Source organism: Pseudomonas sp. BP6 (genome assembly GCF_017875935.1).
GTDB lineage: Bacteria > Pseudomonadota > Gammaproteobacteria > Pseudomonadales > Pseudomonadaceae > Aquipseudomonas > Aquipseudomonas putida_Y.
The window spans coordinates 3,659,363-3,675,801 of record NZ_JAGINI010000001.1; the positions used below are offsets into that span (position 1 = coordinate 3,659,363).

Annotated in this window: 14 protein-coding genes and 5 tRNA genes; 4 read left to right on the forward strand and 15 right to left on the reverse strand. The window is 60.2% G+C overall.

The window, feature by feature from the left end:
• A complete protein-coding gene (gene lpdA / locus J3A98_RS16595; protein ID WP_209967385.1) occupies positions 1-1,380 on the forward strand; it encodes a dihydrolipoyl dehydrogenase in 1,380 nt (459 codons plus the stop codon).
• 111 nt (positions 1,381-1,491) lie between these two features.
• On the opposite strand, the gene J3A98_RS16600 is transcribed toward lpdA, so the two are convergent.
• Positions 1,492-2,490: a diguanylate cyclase gene (locus J3A98_RS16600; RefSeq protein WP_209967387.1), complete on the reverse strand. Its 999-nt coding sequence runs from the start codon at positions 2,488-2,490 to the stop codon at positions 1,492-1,494.
• A gap of 215 nt (positions 2,491-2,705) precedes the next feature.
• Here J3A98_RS16600 and J3A98_RS16605 point away from each other — a divergent pair, with 215 nt between their 5' ends.
• Both J3A98_RS16605 and J3A98_RS16610 read left to right on the forward strand, forming a co-directional pair.
• On the forward strand, positions 2,706-3,233 hold the full coding sequence (locus tag J3A98_RS16605) for a hypothetical protein (protein WP_209969881.1): 528 nt from the start codon (positions 2,706-2,708) through the stop codon (positions 3,231-3,233).
• A 312-nt stretch (positions 3,234-3,545) separates the two neighbouring features.
• Positions 3,546-4,928: an amino acid permease gene (locus J3A98_RS16610; RefSeq protein WP_209967389.1), complete on the forward strand. Its 1,383-nt coding sequence runs from the start codon at positions 3,546-3,548 to the stop codon at positions 4,926-4,928.
• A gap of 82 nt (positions 4,929-5,010) precedes the next feature.
• Here J3A98_RS16610 and J3A98_RS16615 read toward each other — a convergent pair.
• The 3 genes from J3A98_RS16615 to J3A98_RS16625 all read right to left on the reverse strand — a co-directional run bounded on the left by J3A98_RS16615 (position 5,011) and on the right by J3A98_RS16625 (position 6,067).
• Positions 5,011-5,087: transfer RNA gene (locus tag J3A98_RS16615), tRNA-Arg, on the reverse strand.
• Between the two features lie 111 nt (positions 5,088-5,198).
• Positions 5,199-5,792, reverse strand: a complete 594-nt coding sequence (gene phnN / locus J3A98_RS16620) for a phosphonate metabolism protein/1,5-bisphosphokinase (PRPP-forming) PhnN (RefSeq protein ID WP_209967392.1) — start codon at positions 5,790-5,792, stop codon at positions 5,199-5,201.
• 5 nt (positions 5,793-5,797) lie between these two features.
• Positions 5,798-6,067 (reverse strand): hypothetical protein, encoded by a 270-nt coding sequence (locus J3A98_RS16625; RefSeq protein WP_176685190.1) that lies wholly within the window; start codon positions 6,065-6,067, stop codon positions 5,798-5,800.
• A 69-nt stretch (positions 6,068-6,136) separates the two neighbouring features.
• Between J3A98_RS16625 and J3A98_RS16630 the strand changes: the two genes are divergently transcribed.
• Positions 6,137-6,463: an Arc family DNA-binding protein gene (locus J3A98_RS16630; RefSeq protein WP_003254499.1), complete on the forward strand. Its 327-nt coding sequence runs from the start codon at positions 6,137-6,139 to the stop codon at positions 6,461-6,463.
• A 107-nt stretch (positions 6,464-6,570) separates the two neighbouring features.
• Here J3A98_RS16630 and mgtE read toward each other — a convergent pair whose 3' ends face one another.
• From mgtE to astB, 11 genes are all read right to left on the reverse strand, one after another.
• Positions 6,571-8,013, reverse strand: a complete 1,443-nt coding sequence (mgtE, locus tag J3A98_RS16635) for a magnesium transporter (RefSeq protein WP_176685234.1) — start codon at positions 8,011-8,013, stop codon at positions 6,571-6,573.
• 396 nt (positions 8,014-8,409) lie between these two features.
• Positions 8,410-8,486 (reverse strand) — tRNA-Arg (locus J3A98_RS16640).
• A 72-nt stretch (positions 8,487-8,558) separates the two neighbouring features.
• Positions 8,559-8,635: transfer RNA gene (locus tag J3A98_RS16645), tRNA-Arg, on the reverse strand.
• 70 nt (positions 8,636-8,705) lie between these two features.
• Positions 8,706-8,782 (reverse strand) — tRNA-Arg (locus J3A98_RS16650).
• A gap of 106 nt (positions 8,783-8,888) precedes the next feature.
• Positions 8,889-8,979, reverse strand: a tRNA-Ser gene (locus J3A98_RS16655).
• 72 nt (positions 8,980-9,051) lie between these two features.
• On the reverse strand, positions 9,052-9,240 hold the full coding sequence (gene csrA / locus J3A98_RS16660) for a carbon storage regulator CsrA (RefSeq protein WP_003254503.1): 189 nt from the start codon (positions 9,238-9,240) through the stop codon (positions 9,052-9,054).
• A gap of 166 nt (positions 9,241-9,406) precedes the next feature.
• On the reverse strand, positions 9,407-10,642 hold the full coding sequence (locus J3A98_RS16665; RefSeq protein ID WP_176685233.1) for an aspartate kinase: 1,236 nt from the start codon (positions 10,640-10,642) through the stop codon (positions 9,407-9,409).
• Between the two features lie 102 nt (positions 10,643-10,744).
• Positions 10,745-13,369 (reverse strand): alanine--tRNA ligase, encoded by a 2,625-nt coding sequence (gene alaS / locus J3A98_RS16670; RefSeq protein WP_176685232.1) that lies wholly within the window; start codon positions 13,367-13,369, stop codon positions 10,745-10,747.
• Between the two features lie 384 nt (positions 13,370-13,753).
• On the reverse strand, positions 13,754-14,761 hold the full coding sequence (gene astE, locus J3A98_RS16675) for a succinylglutamate desuccinylase (protein ID WP_209967394.1): 1,008 nt from the start codon (positions 14,759-14,761) through the stop codon (positions 13,754-13,756).
• Positions 14,762-14,771: 10 nt separating this feature from the next.
• Entirely contained in the window at positions 14,772-15,062 is a 291-nt protein-coding gene (locus J3A98_RS16680) for a topoisomerase II (RefSeq protein WP_003254508.1), read from the reverse strand.
• A 14-nt stretch (positions 15,063-15,076) separates the two neighbouring features.
• Positions 15,077-16,426, reverse strand: coding sequence for an N-succinylarginine dihydrolase (astB, locus tag J3A98_RS16685; protein ID WP_209967397.1), 1,350 nt, complete (start codon positions 16,424-16,426; stop codon positions 15,077-15,079).
• Between the last annotated feature and the right edge of the window lie 13 nt (positions 16,427-16,439).

Here is a 16,439-nt window from a genome sequence, read left to right on the forward strand (position 1 = left end):
ATGCACCAGACTATCCAAACGACCCTGCTGATCATCGGCGGCGGCCCTGGCGGTTATGTGGCTGCCATCCGCGCCGGGCAACTGGGCATTCCTACCGTACTGGTCGAAGGCCAGGCACTGGGCGGCACCTGCCTGAACATCGGCTGCATTCCGTCCAAGGCCCTGATCCATGTGGCCGAGCAGTTCCACCAGACTTCGCGCTTTGCCGGGGCGTCCGAGCTGGGCATCAGCGTAGCCTCGCCGCGCCTGGACATCGGCCAAAGCGTGGCCTGGAAGGACGGTATCGTCGACCGCCTGACCACTGGTGTTGCCGCCTTACTGAAAAAGCACGGGGTCAAGGTAGTACATGGCTGGGCCAAGGTGCTCGACGGCAAGCAGGTCGAGGTCGATGGCCAGCGCATCCAGTGTGAGCACCTGTTGCTGGCCACCGGCTCCAGCAGTGTCGAACTGCCGATGCTGCCGCTGGGTGGCCCGGTGATTTCCTCGACCGAGGCCCTGGCACCGAAAGCACTGCCGCAACACCTGGTGGTGGTCGGCGGTGGCTATATCGGCCTGGAGCTGGGCATTGCCTATCGCAAGCTGGGTGCACAGGTGAGTGTGGTGGAAGCGCGTGAGCGCATCCTGCCGACCTACGACAGCGAATTGACCGCCCCGGTGGCCGAGTCGCTGAAAAAACTGGGCATAGCTCTGCACCTGGGCCACAGCGTCGAGGGCTACGAAAATGGCTGCCTGCTGGCCAGCGACGGCAAGGGCGGGCAACTGCGCCTGGAGGCCGACCAGGTACTGGTGGCCGTGGGCCGCCGGCCACGCACCCAAGGCTTCAACCTGGAATGCCTGGACCTGAAGATGAACGGCGCCGCCATTGCCATCGACCAGCACTGCCAAACCAGCATGCGCAACGTCTGGGCCATTGGCGACGTGGCTGGCGAACCGATGCTGGCGCATCGGGCCATGGCCCAGGGCGAAATGGTCGCCGAGATCATCGCCGGCAAGGCACGCCGCTTCGAGCCGACTGCGATTGCCGCCGTGTGCTTCACCGACCCGGAAGTGGTGGTGGTCGGCAAGACCCCGGAACAAGCCAGCCAGCAGGGCCTGGACTGCATCGTCGCGCAATTCCCGTTTGCCGCCAACGGCAGGGCCATGAGCCTCGAATCGAAAAGCGGTTTTGTGCGCGTGGTGGCGCGGCGTGACAACCACTTGATCCTGGGCTGGCAGGCGGTTGGCGTGGCGGTTTCCGAACTGTCCACAGCGTTTGCCCAATCGCTGGAGATGGGCGCGCGCCTGGAAGATGTGGCCGGCACCATTCATGCCCACCCCACGTTGGGTGAAGCGGTACAGGAAGCCGCGCTGCGCGCCTTGGGCCACGCCTTGCATATCTGACACTGAAGCGGCCGAGGCCGATTTGGCCCGCTGCGCCGAGAGGCGCTGCGGGTCTTTTTTCATTCAGGCCATGTAACCTTCCAGAAAACAGCGCCCTCTCCGAGGGGCGCGCTACTCGGCAATTGCGTTCTTGCCTGCCCTCTTGGCCCTGTATAGCGCCTTGTCGGCACGCGCCAGCAGCGCGTGCTGATCCTCCCCTTCCAGCCATTGCACCACGCCATAGCTCATGGTCAGCCGACAATCACCCACCGGCTCCACCTGCTCCAGCACCTGGCGCAAGCGCGCTGCCACCTCCAGCGCCTCCCCCAACGCGGTCTGCGGCAGCACGATGACGAACTCGTCGCCGCCCCAGCGCGCCAGCAGGTCCAGTTCGCGCAAGCAGGTGCGCAGGTTTTCGGCCACCCGCACCAGCGCCGCATCGCCACGGGCGTGACCGTAGCGGTCATTGATCGGTTTGAAATCATCCATGTCCATGGCAATCAGCGACAACGGCTGGCGGAAGCGCTGGGCGCGCTGGCACTCCAGTTGCAATGCGCTCTCCAGCCGGTAACGGTTGGCGACGCGGGTCAACGCATCGCGTTCGGCCAGTTCACGGTTTTCGTCCAGTTGCCGCTGCAACTGCTGGTTCACCCAGGACAACTCGCGAGTGCGTTCGGCCACCTGAAACTCCAGCGACTGGTTCTTCTGTTCCAGTTGAGCTACCAAGCGCTTGCCAGCGTCGATATTGCGATGCGCACCCAGCATGCGCGCCACGGAACCGTCCTCGTTATGCGCGATGATGTAGCCGCTGTCTTCGATCCAGATGTAGCTGCCATCCTGACAACGGCAACGGTATTCAATGCGGTAGCGCTCGTTGCGCTGATTGATATAGGCCTCGAAATGCGCCATTACCCGTGGGTAGTCTTCAGGATGGATCACGCTTTCCCAGGTAAATACCGAGTTGGCCATGGAATGGCTGGCATACCCCAGCATGCTGTACCAGCCCGGATTGCGATAAACGTAGCCAGTATTGGTACTCCAGTCCCAGATGCCATCGCTGATCAAATCGAACAAGGTGTGCAACTGCTGTTCACTGAAGCCGGCAGGTACCGGCCTGGTTTCTTGACTCATGGACACTCTCCCTGATGCCCAGCAACTGCGCTCCGATCAAGGGGCTGCCGACAGTGGTGGTAATTGCCGCAGGCGGCAAGATCATGCCTGACACGGGCAAGCATATGCCCGCTCGCGTGTAACGGAAATAGCGCAAAAGCCCTGATTTCGACCGGCACAGCGCTGGCATGGCTTTTGCGCTGGGTACCTGCCAACGAGATTTCCAAGGAGGAAACATGATAATCGCCCATAACGGCGTGAGCTGGCAGCCCACGCTCCATCAGCCTCGGCACGCCAGCGATGAGCAGGCAGTGGCCCAGATTGCGCCTGTCCGCACGCCAATATCCACCGCCAACACGGCAAGCCAACAGCAGAACGGAGGCAGTACCGCTCAGCAAAACGCTGAGGATGCTCGTGCAGAAGCCTTTGCCAAATTCAAGGTGATGCTGCAAAACCTGGGTTCTGCGACCACCGATCCGGTCATCGGAGAACCACTGCCGCCCAAGACTGCCCGGCAGGAATTTCATGACTTCATGTCCAAGTCGCCTGGCGAGATGATCAAGGAAAAGCTGCTGCGTGAAATAGGCCTGACCGAAGAAGAGTACGACGCCCTGCCGCCAGAAATGAAAGCAAAAGTCGACGAGTTGATTGCCCAGCGCATGAAAGAAGACATCGAGCGCAAGATGGAGGAGAAAGCGCAAGAGCAGGTCGCCAAGGTGGATGGCGGCCAGGATGAAGAGCAACAAGCGGCAAGCCCGGCATGAGGGAGTGGCAGCGCTCGACTGGTATAGCGCCGCGGTTCGTCCAAGGCTCCCCGACCTGACCGGTTTGAAGGCGTCAGGTGGCGTCGATGTTCAGGTGGTGCATGGCTTCGTCAACTGCACCGCTATCGGCGCCATCACCGGCCTCAGGAAAAATCGGCAGGATGTTGTGCAGAGAATTCGTTTGAGGTCCTTGGCCTTATTGTCCAGGGTGGCAGGCTGGTAGCTATTTGCCACGCGTGGACGCAGGCGCATGACGATGCCTGCGTTGGGGGACGATGTCGGATCCCTCCAAGAATAAGAGAGGACAAGGAAATGCAATCCAACAGTTTGAAGCAAAGCCTCAAGCAGCGGCATATCACCATGATCGCGCTGGGTGGGGTGATCGGTGCAGGCCTGTTCATGGGCTCGGGCTCACTGATCGCATCGGCAGGGCCCGCGGCCATACTGTCGTATTTCATTGGTGGCCTGGTGGTCACCCTGGTCATGTTCATGCTGGGCGAAATGGCCTGCCGCAACCCGGATGCAGGGTCGTTCTCGACCTACGCCAACACCTACCTCGGCGACTGGGCAGGGTTTGCGGTCGGCTGGCTGTACTGGTTCAAGTCGATGATGACCATCACCCTGGAAGCGGTACTGCTGGGTGCCATCCTGCATGACTTCCTGCCCTGGCTGCCGATCTGGGCAGGCGCCTTCCTGATGCTGGTGACACTCATGGCCAGCAACGCCTACTCGGTACGCTCGTTTGCCGAAGTAGAGTACTGGCTAGCCGCGATGAAGGTCGCCACCATCCTCATCTTCATGCTGCTGGGCATCTCGATCCTGCTCGGCCTGCACAGTGAGATTCCCGCCCCCGGCCTGGTCAACCTCACCGCCCATGACGGTTTCATGCCCAACGGCCTGTCACCGGTGATGGCCGGCGTTATCGTGGTGATCTTCTCACTGGGCGGCAGCGAAATTGCCGCTGTGGCCGCGGGTGAATCAGAGAACCCCCGACAGAACGTGATCCGCGCGATCAAGAGCGTGATCCTGCGTGTGATGCTGTTCTATGTGGGTTCCGTGTCGATCCTGATCCTTTGCCTGCCCTGGACCGACAAGGCCAACCTGGCCTCGCCCTATGTTTCGCTGTTCAGCCTGGCCGGGTTCGGTGGTGCTGCAGTGGCCATGAAACTGGTGCTGTTCGTCTCGTTCATGTCGGTCATGAACTCGTTCATGTTCTCCAACTCGCGCATGCTGTTCTCGCTGAGCCAGCGCGGTCACGCGCCCAAACTCTTCTCGCGCACCAGTGCCAAGGGCGTACCGATCAATGCACTGCTGCTGAGCCTGTCGATCTGCACGATGATCCTGACCGTGCACTTTGTCAGTGGCGGCGACCTTTTCATGACCTTGGCCAAGAGTACCGGCAGCCTGGTCATGGTCGTGTGGATCTTCATCATCATCGCCCACGTGGCCATGCGCAGGAAAACCCGCCACGAAGCGGTCGCCCCAAACGCCTTCCGTGCCTGGCTGTTCCCCTACACCAATATCATTGCGCTGTTCGCCTTGCTGGCAGTCATCGGCACCCAGGCGTTCGACCCAGCATCGCGTTTCCAGTTCTGGTTCACGGTGCTGACGGTACTACTGGTGGTGGCGGGGTACTTCCTGATGCGCCAGCGGCTGGCATCAAGCGCGGCGTTAGCCCACGGACGTGATGCATGACAGCGCTGGCCGAGCGCAGGTGCTGTCAACAGCAGCACGGCGGCAACAAAGGCGACGGAGACAATGATGGGAATGACGAGAATGGCGTCCCAGGCAGGAATTGAACCTGCAACCTTCCCCTTAGGAGGGGGATGCTCTATCCAATTGAGCTACTGAGACGCTACGACCGGCAGCGAGCGCTGCACAGCGGGATGGCCAGCATGTTAACCAGCATGCTGGCGTTTGTCATGCCTGAACTGGGCTTTTTCGCGTAATCCTTTTCTGCGGCTGCTATCCTCGCGGTAGCACGCCCTGATTGCGCAGCAGCGAAAGGAATGCAGCGACCGCCGCCTCCAGTGTGGAAGAATTATCCAGCACATGTACCGACGGGTCGGCTGCAGCCTGCAAGCGTGCGCTGCGCGCCAGGCGCTGCTCTACTTCTTCTGTGGTTTCACGGCCCCGGGCCAGCAAGCGCTGGCGCAGCACCTCAGGCTTGACCTGGACCAACACGACCAACAAATCCGGATAGCGCTGACGGGCCTCTGCCAGATAAGCCCGCGAGCCGTTCACCAGCACCGCCCTCCCCGCCGCCAACCACTGGTCCACCTGCCGGGGTATGCCATAGTCCAGGCCATTGGCCCGCCAGTGCATGGCAAAAGCACCCTGCGCACGCAGGGTATCAAACTGCTCGGGCGTGACCCCTTGGGCGGCTTCGCCTTTGGCTTCGGCCGAACGGGTGATGACCCGGCGGGCAATTTCTACCCCCGAGACGGCCAGTTGCTCACGCAAAGCGTCGATCAGGGAATCTTTCCCGGAACCCGACGGCCCAACCAGAAATAGCAACCGGCCTTTCCCTGATCGGCGGTCGCTTGCGTCATGTTGCATAGCCACTATGCTCTATGGAGGGAACCGGCGCATTCTAGGGTTTTTCCGGGCATTTTTCTGCGTTTTACCAATTGTTGACGGCAAAAGACTGACGGCCAGGCTAGCCAGAGCATGTGAAACTTTTCAAACCAGTGCTCATTTCTGATAATTGGTACTGGCATAAAGCCTTTATCCGGCTCACTATTTGTCACATAATTGACGCCAAGCAAACGGCGACCTTGAGGCAAGATGAGCATCCATTTTTCACTGGCGGTTGAACATTTTGTCGTCGCCACGGTCGTACTTCCATCCCGTGCGGCCAATTTGAGAACCGCTTCCCCTGAACTAAACTCCGGTCAATTTATATGCGCCCAATGAAACAGGCTATTTATTCGAGCCGCACCGCTGACAAGTTCGTCGTCCGCCTGCCAGACGGAATGCGTGAGCGCATTGCCGAGGTAGCGCGCAACCACCACCGCAGCATGAACTCCGAGATTATCGCACGCCTGGAACAGAGCCTTATCCAGGAAGGTGCGCTGGGTGACGAGCTGAGCATGCGCCTGGACAGCCCCGAACTGTCCCTGCATGAGCGCGAGTTGCTGCAGCGTTTCCGCCAACTGTCCCACCGCCAGCAGAACGCTCTGGTCGCCCTCATCGCTCACGATGTGGAAATGGCCGCAGACGCCTCCTGAGGCCTGCACCAAACACAAAAAAGCCAGCGTAAGCTGGCTTTTTTGTGGGCGACTGACTGACAGCAAACACATCTCCCTGCGGGATTGTTCCCACAGGGAGGATCGGCTTACAACAGGAACACCGTGGCCAGCCCAAGGAAGATGAAGAAACCACCGCTGTCGGTCACAGCAGTGATCATCACGCTCGCCCCCATCGCAGGGTCTCGCCCCAAGCGGGCCAATGTCATTGGGATCAGCACGCCCATCAGCGCCGCCAGTAACAGGTTCAAGGTCATCGCTGCGGTCATCACCACCCCCAGCGACCAACTGCCATACAGCCAGAAAGCCACCGCACCGATCACTCCACCCCAAACCAGGCCGTTGATCAGCGACACCGCCAACTCCTTGCGCATCAAGCGACTGGTATTGCCTGGCGACACTTGGTCCAGGGCCATGGCGCGGACGATCATGGTGATGGTCTGGTTACCAGAGTTGCCACCAATACCCGCCACGATCGGCATCAACGCAGCCAACGCCACCAGCTTTTCAATCGAGCCTTCGAACAACCCGATCACTCGCGAAGCAACAAAGGCGGTAATCAGGTTGATGGCCAGCCACGCCCAACGGTTGCGTAACGAACGCCAGACCGAGGCGAAAATATCCTCCTCTTCACGCAGACCCGCCATGTTGAGGACTTCGCTCTCGCTCTCCTCACGGATCAGGTCGACCATTTCGTCGATGGTCAGACGGCCGATCAGGCGTTCGCTCTTGTCCACCACCGGGGCGGATACCAGGTCATAACGCTCGAAAGCCTGCGCTGCATCGTAGGCATCTTCCTCGGGCTGGAAGGAGACAGGGTCGGTCGCCATGACCTCCGCCACCTTCTTTTCCGGGTCGTTGACCAGCAGGCGCTTGATCGGCAATACCCCTTTGAGGATGCCGTCGTAATCGACCACGAACAATTTGTCGGTGTGGTTCGGCAGTTCTTTCAGGCGGCGCAGGTAGCGCAGAACCACTTCCAGGCTGACGTCTTCGCGGATGGTGACCATCTCGAAGTCCATCAACGCACCGACCTGCTCCTCGTCGTAGCTCAGCGCCGAACGTACCCGTTCGCGTTGCTGGGCATCGAGCGTTTCCATCAGCTCGTGAACAACGTCACGCGGCAGCTCTGGGGCGAGGTCGGCCAGCTCGTCGGCGTCCATCTCCTTGGCGGCAGCCAGCAGCTCGTGATCGTCCATGTCGGCGATCAGCGATTGGCGAACCGAGTCGGAAACTTCCAGCAGGATGTCGCCATCGCGCTCCGAGCGCACCAGCTGCCAGACCGTCAGGCGATCTTCCAGGGGCAAGGCTTCGAGGATGTAGGCGATGTCGGCGGGGTGCAGGTCATCGAGCTTGCGCTGCAGCTCGACGAGGTTCTGGCGGTGGACCAGGTTTTCCACCAGGTCGTTGTGCGCGCCTTCCTGGCGATGGGTCAGGTCTTCGACCATGCGCTGGCGCTGCAGCAGTTCGACCACCTGGGCCAGGCGATCCTGCAGGCTTTCTTGCGCTTTTTTAACTTCTACTTCGGTCATAGGCGAACTCCACTCCCAGCAGCGGAGCACGCCGAGGGAATCAATCGGTCAGATCTTTCTGTATGAATCTTGTTAGCGAGTAACTACTGGGTAAGTCCATGGTGGTTTTCCACAAGCCCCGGCGGGGCTGACGGGCGCAATCATACACTGCTAAAGCTGTCAGATCGCTTAAATTTTTGGCCAGAACAATCGTTTGCGTGATAAAGCTGGGACAACGCTCGAAGCTATCAGTGCGACGGTTGTTATGGATGGGAAAGCACATTCGATTTTTGAGGCCGCGCAGCGGCTCCAAACTACACCGCAATCATTACAGAAGAGCGTAGATCGACATGATCAAGAATTCATTGGCGCACAAACAAAAAGCCCGCTCTATTGAGCGGGCTTTTTGAGGGGGTGTGGCGGACTCAGGAGGATTCGAACCTCCGACCGCTCGGTTCGTAGCCGAGTACTCTATCCAGCTGAGCTATGAGTCCGTGGTGGTAGTTTTAGACCAGGTTACCACTGGTTGACTGAAGCAGCTTTGCAAGCATAACCACTTCAAAAAGTGGCGGACTCAGCAGGATTCGAACCTGCGACCGCTCGGTTCGTAGCCGAGTACTCTATCCAGCTGAGCTATGAGTCCGCATTGGTATTTTTAGACCAGATTACCACTGGTTGTTTGAAGCAGCTTCTAAGCAAAGCCACTTCAAAAGTGGCGGACTCAGGAGGATTCGAACCTCCGACCGCTCGGTTCGTAGCCGAGTACTCTATCCAGCTGAGCTATGAGTCCGTGTCTTGCCGCGCATTATAGGTCGCTGAAACATTTTTGCAAGAACTTTTTCGTTTTAAATCAACTACTTAGCGTTCTTACCGTTTACAGCGCCCTAAGCGAATAATGGCGGTGAAGGGGGGATTCGAACCCCCGATACCCTTATGAGGTATACTCCCTTAGCAGGGGAGCGCCTTCGGCCACTCGGCCACCTCACCGCAACACGAGGCGAATATTAAAGAACCTCTTTCACCTTTGCAACCCTTTTTTTGAAAAAAACTTCAAAAAAATTAAAGGCTTGGCTCTTCATCCTTCTCCTTCTTGATCCGCAGGTAGATTTCCTCGCGGTGAACTGCCACTTCTTTCGGGGCGCTCACGCCAATACGCACCTGGTTGCCTTTGACGCCAAGCACCGTCACGGTGATCTCGCCGTCTCCAATGATCAGGCTCTCGGCGCACCGACGAGTCAGAATCAACATAGCTTTCTCCTTACGCAAAACATTCAGGGGTAACAGTCTTGGATATCGGGCCAGGTCGCGGACGACGACCACGGCCCCGGTTACTCGCCGCACAGGGCAGGACAGGGCCTGCGTGGCGAGCAGAAACGCGAAGGGCGCGGCAAGCCGCGCCCTTCCAGGCAGCGCCTTACTCGCCCTGTCGGGCAGGAGCATCCAGCTCGAACGCGGTATGCAGCGCGCGTACGGCCAGCTCCAGGTACTTCTCTTCGAGCACCACCGAAACCTTGATCTCGGAAGTGGAGATCATCTGGATGTTGATGCTCTCCTTGGCCAGGGCTTCGAACATGCGGCTGGCAACACCGGCGTGCGAACGCATGCCAACGCCAACGATCGAGACCTTGGCGATCTTGGTGTCGCCGATCACTTCACGGGCACCGATCTCGCGCGCAGTGTTTTCCAGCACGCTCTGGGCCTTCTCGTACTCGTTGCGGTGCACGGTGAAGGTGAAGTCGGTGGTGTTATCGTGAGCAACGTTCTGCACGATCATGTCGACCTCGATGTTCGAAGCGCTGATCGGGCCGAGGATCTTGAAGGCCACGCCCGGGGTATCCGGCACGCCGCGAATGGTCAGCTTCGCTTCATCACGGTTGAAGGCGATACCGGAAATGATCGGCTGTTCCATGGATTCCTCTTCATCAATGGTAATGAGGGTACCCGGACCCTCCTTGAAGCTGTGCAGCACGCGCAGCGGAACGTTGTACTTGCCGGCGAACTCCACCGAGCGGATCTGCAGCACCTTGGAACCGAGGCTGGCCATTTCCAGCATCTCTTCGAAGGTGATCTTCTCCAGGCGACGAGCCTGTGGCACGACGCGCGGGTCGGTGGTATAGACGCCATCGACATCAGTGTAGATCTGGCACTCATCAGCCTTCAGCGCCGCCGCCAGGGCCACGCCGGTGGTATCAGAGCCACCACGACCCAGGGTAGTGATGCTGCCGTGCTCGTCGACGCCCTGGAAGCCTGCAACCACGACCACGCGACCTTCCTTGAGGTCGGCACGAATCTTCTGGTCGTCGATTTGCAGAATGCGCGCCTTGTTGTGCGAGCTGTCGGTGAGAATACGCACCTGGTTGCCGGTGTAGGACACCGCTGGCACACCACGCTTGATCAAGGCCATGGTCAGCAAGGCAATGGTGACCTGCTCACCGGTCGACACGATCACGTCCAGTTCACGAGGAACCGGCTGATCGGTAATCTGCTTGGCCAGGTCGATCAGACGATTGGTTTCACCGCTCATGGCCGACAGCACAACCACCAGGTCGTCGCCCGCTTCACGGTGTTTCTTGACCTTTTCGGCTACCTGCTCGATCCGCTCGATGGAACCGACAGAGGTGCCGCCAAATTTCTGTACGATCAACGCCATTTCAATGGTGCCTCAGCCCATACAGGGCCCCAAAAAACAATCCAACATGAAGGGGTGGACGGGATTGGCCTGTGTGGCCACTAGACCATCCACCCCTTCATCTCAAAGTCCCTGCTCTGCGAATGGCACGGCCAGCGCCAGGGCCTGGTCCAGGGCAGCGACGTCGACGCCACCACCTTGGGCCATGTCCGGACGGCCACCGCCCTTGCCACCCACCGCCGCAGCGGCTTGTTTCATCAGATCGCCAGCCTTGAGTTGGCTGGAGAGGTCCTTGGTCACGCCGGCCACCAGCACAACCTTGCCCTCATGCTCACTGCCCAGCAGGATCACTGCGTGGCCGAGCTTGTTCTTCAGCTGATCGACCAGGGCCAGAAGGGCCTTGCCATCCTGCCCATCCAGGCGGGCGGCGAGGACCTTGGCACCCTTGACCTCAACAGCCGCGTTGGAGAGATCGTCCCCGGCGGCGCTGGCGGCCTTGGCCTGCAGCTGTTCCAGCTGCTTCTCCAGCTGGCGGTTGCGCTCAAGCACAGCCGACAGCTTGTCGATCAGGTTGTCGCGGTTACCTTTCACCAGTTGTGCGGCTTCCTTGACCTGCTCTTCGGCAGCGTTCAGGTAAGCCAGCGCAGCGGCACCGGTTACGGCTTCGATACGGCGCACGCCAGAGGCCACGCCGCTTTCGCTGATGATCTTGAACAGGCTGATGTCACCGGTGCGCTTGGCGTGGATACCGCCGCACAATTCCACCGAAAAATCGCCGCCCATGCTCAGCACACGCACGGTGTCGCCATATTTCTCGCCGAACAGCGCCATTGCACCTTTGGCCTTGGCAGTTTCGATGTCGGTCAGTTCGGTTTCAACGGCAGTGTTCTTGCGCACTTCGCGGTTGACGATGTCTTCCAGCGCCTTGATCTGCTCTGGCTTCACCGCCTCGAAGTGACTGAAGTCGAAACGCAGGCGCTGGCTGTCGACCAGCGAGCCCTTCTGCTGTACATGCTCGCCCAGCACCTGGCGCAGCGCTTCGTGCAGCAGGTGAGTGGCGGAGTGGTTCAACGAGGTAGCGTGTTGCACCTCTGCATCGACCTTGGCCTCGACTGGCGAACCGATCACCAGCGCGCCGCTGGCTACCACGCCGTGGTGCAGGAAGGCACCGCCGGTCTTGGTAGTGTCGCGCACGTCAAAGCGTGCAGCGCCAGCCTGCAGGAAGCCGGTGTCGCCAATCTGGCCGCCGGATTCGGCGTAGAACGGTGTGCGGTCGAGCACGACCACGCCCTGCTCGCCTTCACCCAGCTGGTCGACGGACTGGCCGTCCTTGTACAAGGCGATGATCTTGCCCTGGCCTTCAGTGGCATCGTAGCCGAGGAACTCGGTGGCGCTGTCGACCTTCACAAGGCTGTTGTAATCCATGCCGAAGGCGCTGGCGGAACGGGCACGCTCACGCTGGGCGTCCATTTCACGCTCGAAGCCGGCTTCGTCGATAGTCAGCTCACGCTCACGCGCGATGTCGGCAGTCAGGTCCATCGGGAAGCCATAGGTGTCGTACAGCTTGAACACCACGTCGCCCGGTACCACGTCGCCTTTCAGCTGGGCCAGGTCCTGCTCGAGGATGCGCAGGCCCTGCTCCAGGGTTTTGGCGAACTGCTCTTCTTCGGCCTTGAGCACCCGCTCGATGTGCGCTTGCTGGCTCTTCAGCTCTGGGAAGGCTTCGCCCATTTCAGCGGCCAGTGCGGCAACGATCTGGTAGAAGAAGCTGCCCTTGGCGCCCAGCTTGTTGCCGTGACGGCAAGCGCGGCGAATGATGCGGCGCAGCACGTAGCCACGGCCTTCGTTGGACGGCAGCACGCCATCCGCAATCAGGAAACCGCACGAACGGATGTGGTCTGCGACCACTTTCAGCGAGGCCTGGCCGTCATTGCTGCAACCGATGGCCTTGGCTGCGGCAGCCAGCAGGTTCTGGAACAGGTCGATCTCGTAGTTCGAATGCACGTGCTGCAGCACGGCGCTGATGCGCTCCAGGCCCATGCCGGTGTCCACCGACGGCGCTGGCAGCGGGTGCAATACGCCGTCGGCGGTGCGGTTGAACTGCATGAAGACGTTGTTCCAGATCTCGATGTAGCGGTCACCGTCTTCTTCTGGCGAACCGGGTGGGCCGCCCCAGATATCCGCGCCGTGATCGTAGAAAATCTCGGTGCACGGGCCGCACGGGCCGGTATCGCCCATGGTCCAGAAGTTGTCGGAGGCGTACGGGGCGCCCTTGTTATCGCCGATGCGCACCATGCGCTCGGCCGGCACGCCGACTTCCTTGGTCCAGATGTCGTAGGCTTCGTCGTCGGTGGCGTAGACGGTGACCCAGAGCTTTTCTTTGGGCAGGTTCAGCCACTGCTCAGAGGTCAGGAAGGTCCAGGCGAAGGTAATGGCGTCGCGCTTGAAATAGTCGCCGAAGCTGAAGTTGCCCAGCATTTCGAAGAAGGTGTGGTGACGCGCGGTGTAACCGACGTTTTCCAGGTCGTTGTGCTTGCCACCGGCACGCACGCACTTCTGGCTGCTGACAGCACGCGTGTAGGCGCGCTTCTCCGCACCGAGGAAGCAGTCCTTGAACTGGTTCATGCCTGCGTTGGTGAACAGCAGGGTCGGGTCGTTGTTCGGGATCAGCGAACTGGAGGCGACTCGGGTATGTCCCTGCTCTTCGAAGAAGCGAAGGAAGGCTTCACGGATTTCTGCGCTTTTCATAGGTTCTTCCACGGAAACGGCGGCCCTGTTGGGCAAACGCGTCGACGAAACGACGGCAAAGGGCCGCATTATATCGGTCCTGCAGTCTCGATGCAGTGTGTTTATACGATAGAAGCCATCGTTTGGACGGTTTTTCGGGCTACGCAAACGAAAACGACATGACCGGATGCTAAATCCTGTGTTTCGCCACTGGCAAGCCAATTACCGCTCAAGGGAAGGGAAAATGGAACAGGCGGTGAATTAAAAGGTTTTCATCATGGATAGGATCCGAAATCGTGTCGCCTGCTTCGCGGATAAACCCGCTCCTACGGGCACGGCGCCACATTGAGACCTTGCACATATCTCGTAGGAGCGGGTTCACCCGCGAAACAGGCGACACCGGTCTCACCCCAGGTGCTGCCCCGAATCCGGCACGATCAGAATGCCGGCGCGCAAGCCATTCTTGACCTTGGGGTTGGGGAAGATGATGCGTGCGCCCTCCTCCTCGACCACCCAGCGCATCTCGGCCAGGTCTTCAGCCAGCAGGTAACCCTTGCTCAGCTCGGAGAAGTTTTCGATGTCCGCCGGCAGGTGCAGATGGAAACTGTCGCTGTGCTTGATGACTTCTCGGGAAACCCTGAACAGTTGCAGGCCATCCAGCGAACTTTCGTCCTCTGGCTCGGTAGCCTCGATGATGCGGACCAACCGCTCTTCGAGCTTGTCGAGGTTGACCTGCTCGTTCTGGCCGAACGGACGGGCCCTGCCCAGCTCCAGGGTGAAGGCTTCAGCCTCAAGCTGTTCGTAGGTGAATGCGCTGAAGGTGATGGACGACTTGCTTTGCAGCAACACCGCTTCCATACCTGCCGCCGCCAGGCGCGCCAGTTCGCGACGGGAGTGCTTGCGCCCCTCTTTATAAGGGTACAAGGCGAATTGCTCGATCTTAGAACCGCGGATGGCAGTATGCAGGTCGTAATGCAGGCGGTTGCGCCCCGGTTTGCTGAAAAACACCCGGGCAAACTGCTCCAGCTCGGCAGCACGCAATGCTTCGAAGCCGCTGGACAGCTCATGGCGGCCATTGAACAAGCGGTTGATGTCCTGTTCGATAAAGCGCTCACCCTTGCGGATCGCTGGCGGGTTGCCGAACAGGAACAGCACTCGAGCCCTGGGTTTGATCTTGCCGTTGGCCACGCCGTGCAGCAGCCGCTCGAGCAATTCGATCGGCGCTGTTTCGTTGCCATGAATGCCGGCGGACAACAGCAAGTCCAGCCCGCAGTCTTCGCTTTCGGCCGGACGCACTTCGAGCGCGCCCTCCCCCAGCCACCGCAAACGCGCGCCCTTGGGTGTCACTTGGGTCTTCTCGGCCGGTTCGTGATCGGTGAGGGTCAGCTCAAGCAATTTGCCAAGGGCGAGCATAGGTGCTTCCTTAGTGGTGGTGACCGCAGTCAGGGCCATGAACGTGATCGTCGTCTTCGCCAAGCTCTGCCGGTTCCATTTCCAGCTGCAGGCTGACCAGGTTGGTGGCCATCGGGCGTAGCAGCAAGTTGGCATACTCAGTGTCGTCTTCCTCGACATCCACACCGATCAGCAGCTGGCCACGGCCATCCTGCTGAATCCACACTTCCTTGCCTTGCCAGACCACAGCAAAGCGGGTGCAGGAAGTTTCCAGCTGGGTGCCGTCTTCATCTTCGAGGATCAGGCGCAAGGCGTCGGTCATTACAGAGTCTCTCTTCAAGGTTGGCGTTGGAACGGATACACCGAGCCCAACTTCAGGATCTGGGTCAATTCGTCCAGTGCCGTACGGCACTCCACCAGCAGTTGCGGGTCAGCCAGGTCAGCTTCGCCAAGGCGATCGCGGTAGTGCCTGTCCACCCACTGCAGCAGCGTGTCATACAGCGAGGCCGTCATGATAACGCCTTGGTTGACCGCCGCCAGTTCCGATTCCTTCAAAGCCACGCGCAAACGCAGGCAGGCTGGGCCGCCGCCGTTTTGCATGCTCTGCTTGAGGTCGAACACCTTGACCTCCTTCACCGGGCCTCCCTGGCTGGTCAACTGGCCGAGATAAGCCCAGACCCGCTCGTTGTTGCGGCACTCTTCCGGCACGACCAACAGCATGGAACCATCGTCGCGGCTCAGCAGCTGGCTGTTGAACAGGTAGGAACGCACCGCATCCTCCACCGCCACCGCGGCCCTGGGCACGCAGATGGCCTGGAAGTTGCCACCCTTGCTGGCCAGTTTAGCTCGCAACTGCCCAAGTACCGCGTCGGTCTCGAGGAACGCGTCCTCGTGGTAGAACAGCACTTCGCCGTTACCCACCGAAATCACATCATTGTGGAACACGCCCTGGTCGATCACCGACGGGTTCTGTTGAGCGTAGACCACTCCGTCATCGCTCAGGCCGTGCAGCCGGGCCACAGCCTGCGAGGCCTCCAGGGTTTGCCGGGCCGGGTACTTCTGTGGCGCCGGGTAACGGCTGTCGAAAGCGCTGCGGCCGTAGACAAAGAACTCCACACCAGGCTCGCCATAGGCGCGGCAGAAGCGCGTGTGGTTGGCCGCACCCTCATCACCGAACTGTGCCACGGCAGGTAGCGCGCCGTGGTGGGCAAAGTGCCTGTCGTTGTTGAACATGGCGCCCAGCACGCGGCTGGTGGTCGGGTGCTCGATGCTGCGGTGATATTTGCAGTTGAGGTTGGCGGCGGTGAAGTGCACGCGACCGTCAGCAGTGTCGGCACTCGGGCTGACTGTCGCGGCGTTGGCCACCCACATGCTCGAGGCCGAGCAACTGGCCACCAGCAACGGCATGGCCTCGCGGGCGGCGCGCTGGATAACTTCGGCATCGCTACCACTGAACCCCAGGCGGCGCAGCGCCGCCACGTCCGGGCGCTCTTGTGGCGCCAGAACACCCTGCTTGAAGCCCATGTCGGCCAGCGCTTTCATCTTCGCCAGGCCCTGGCGCGCTGCCTCACGCGGGTTGGACCCCTGCTGGCTGTTGCTCTGCGAAGCCACGTTACCGTAAGACAGGCCGCCATAGTTGTGGGTAGGCCCCACCAGGCCATCAAAATTCACTTCATAGGATTTCATCGGCTAGGCTCCG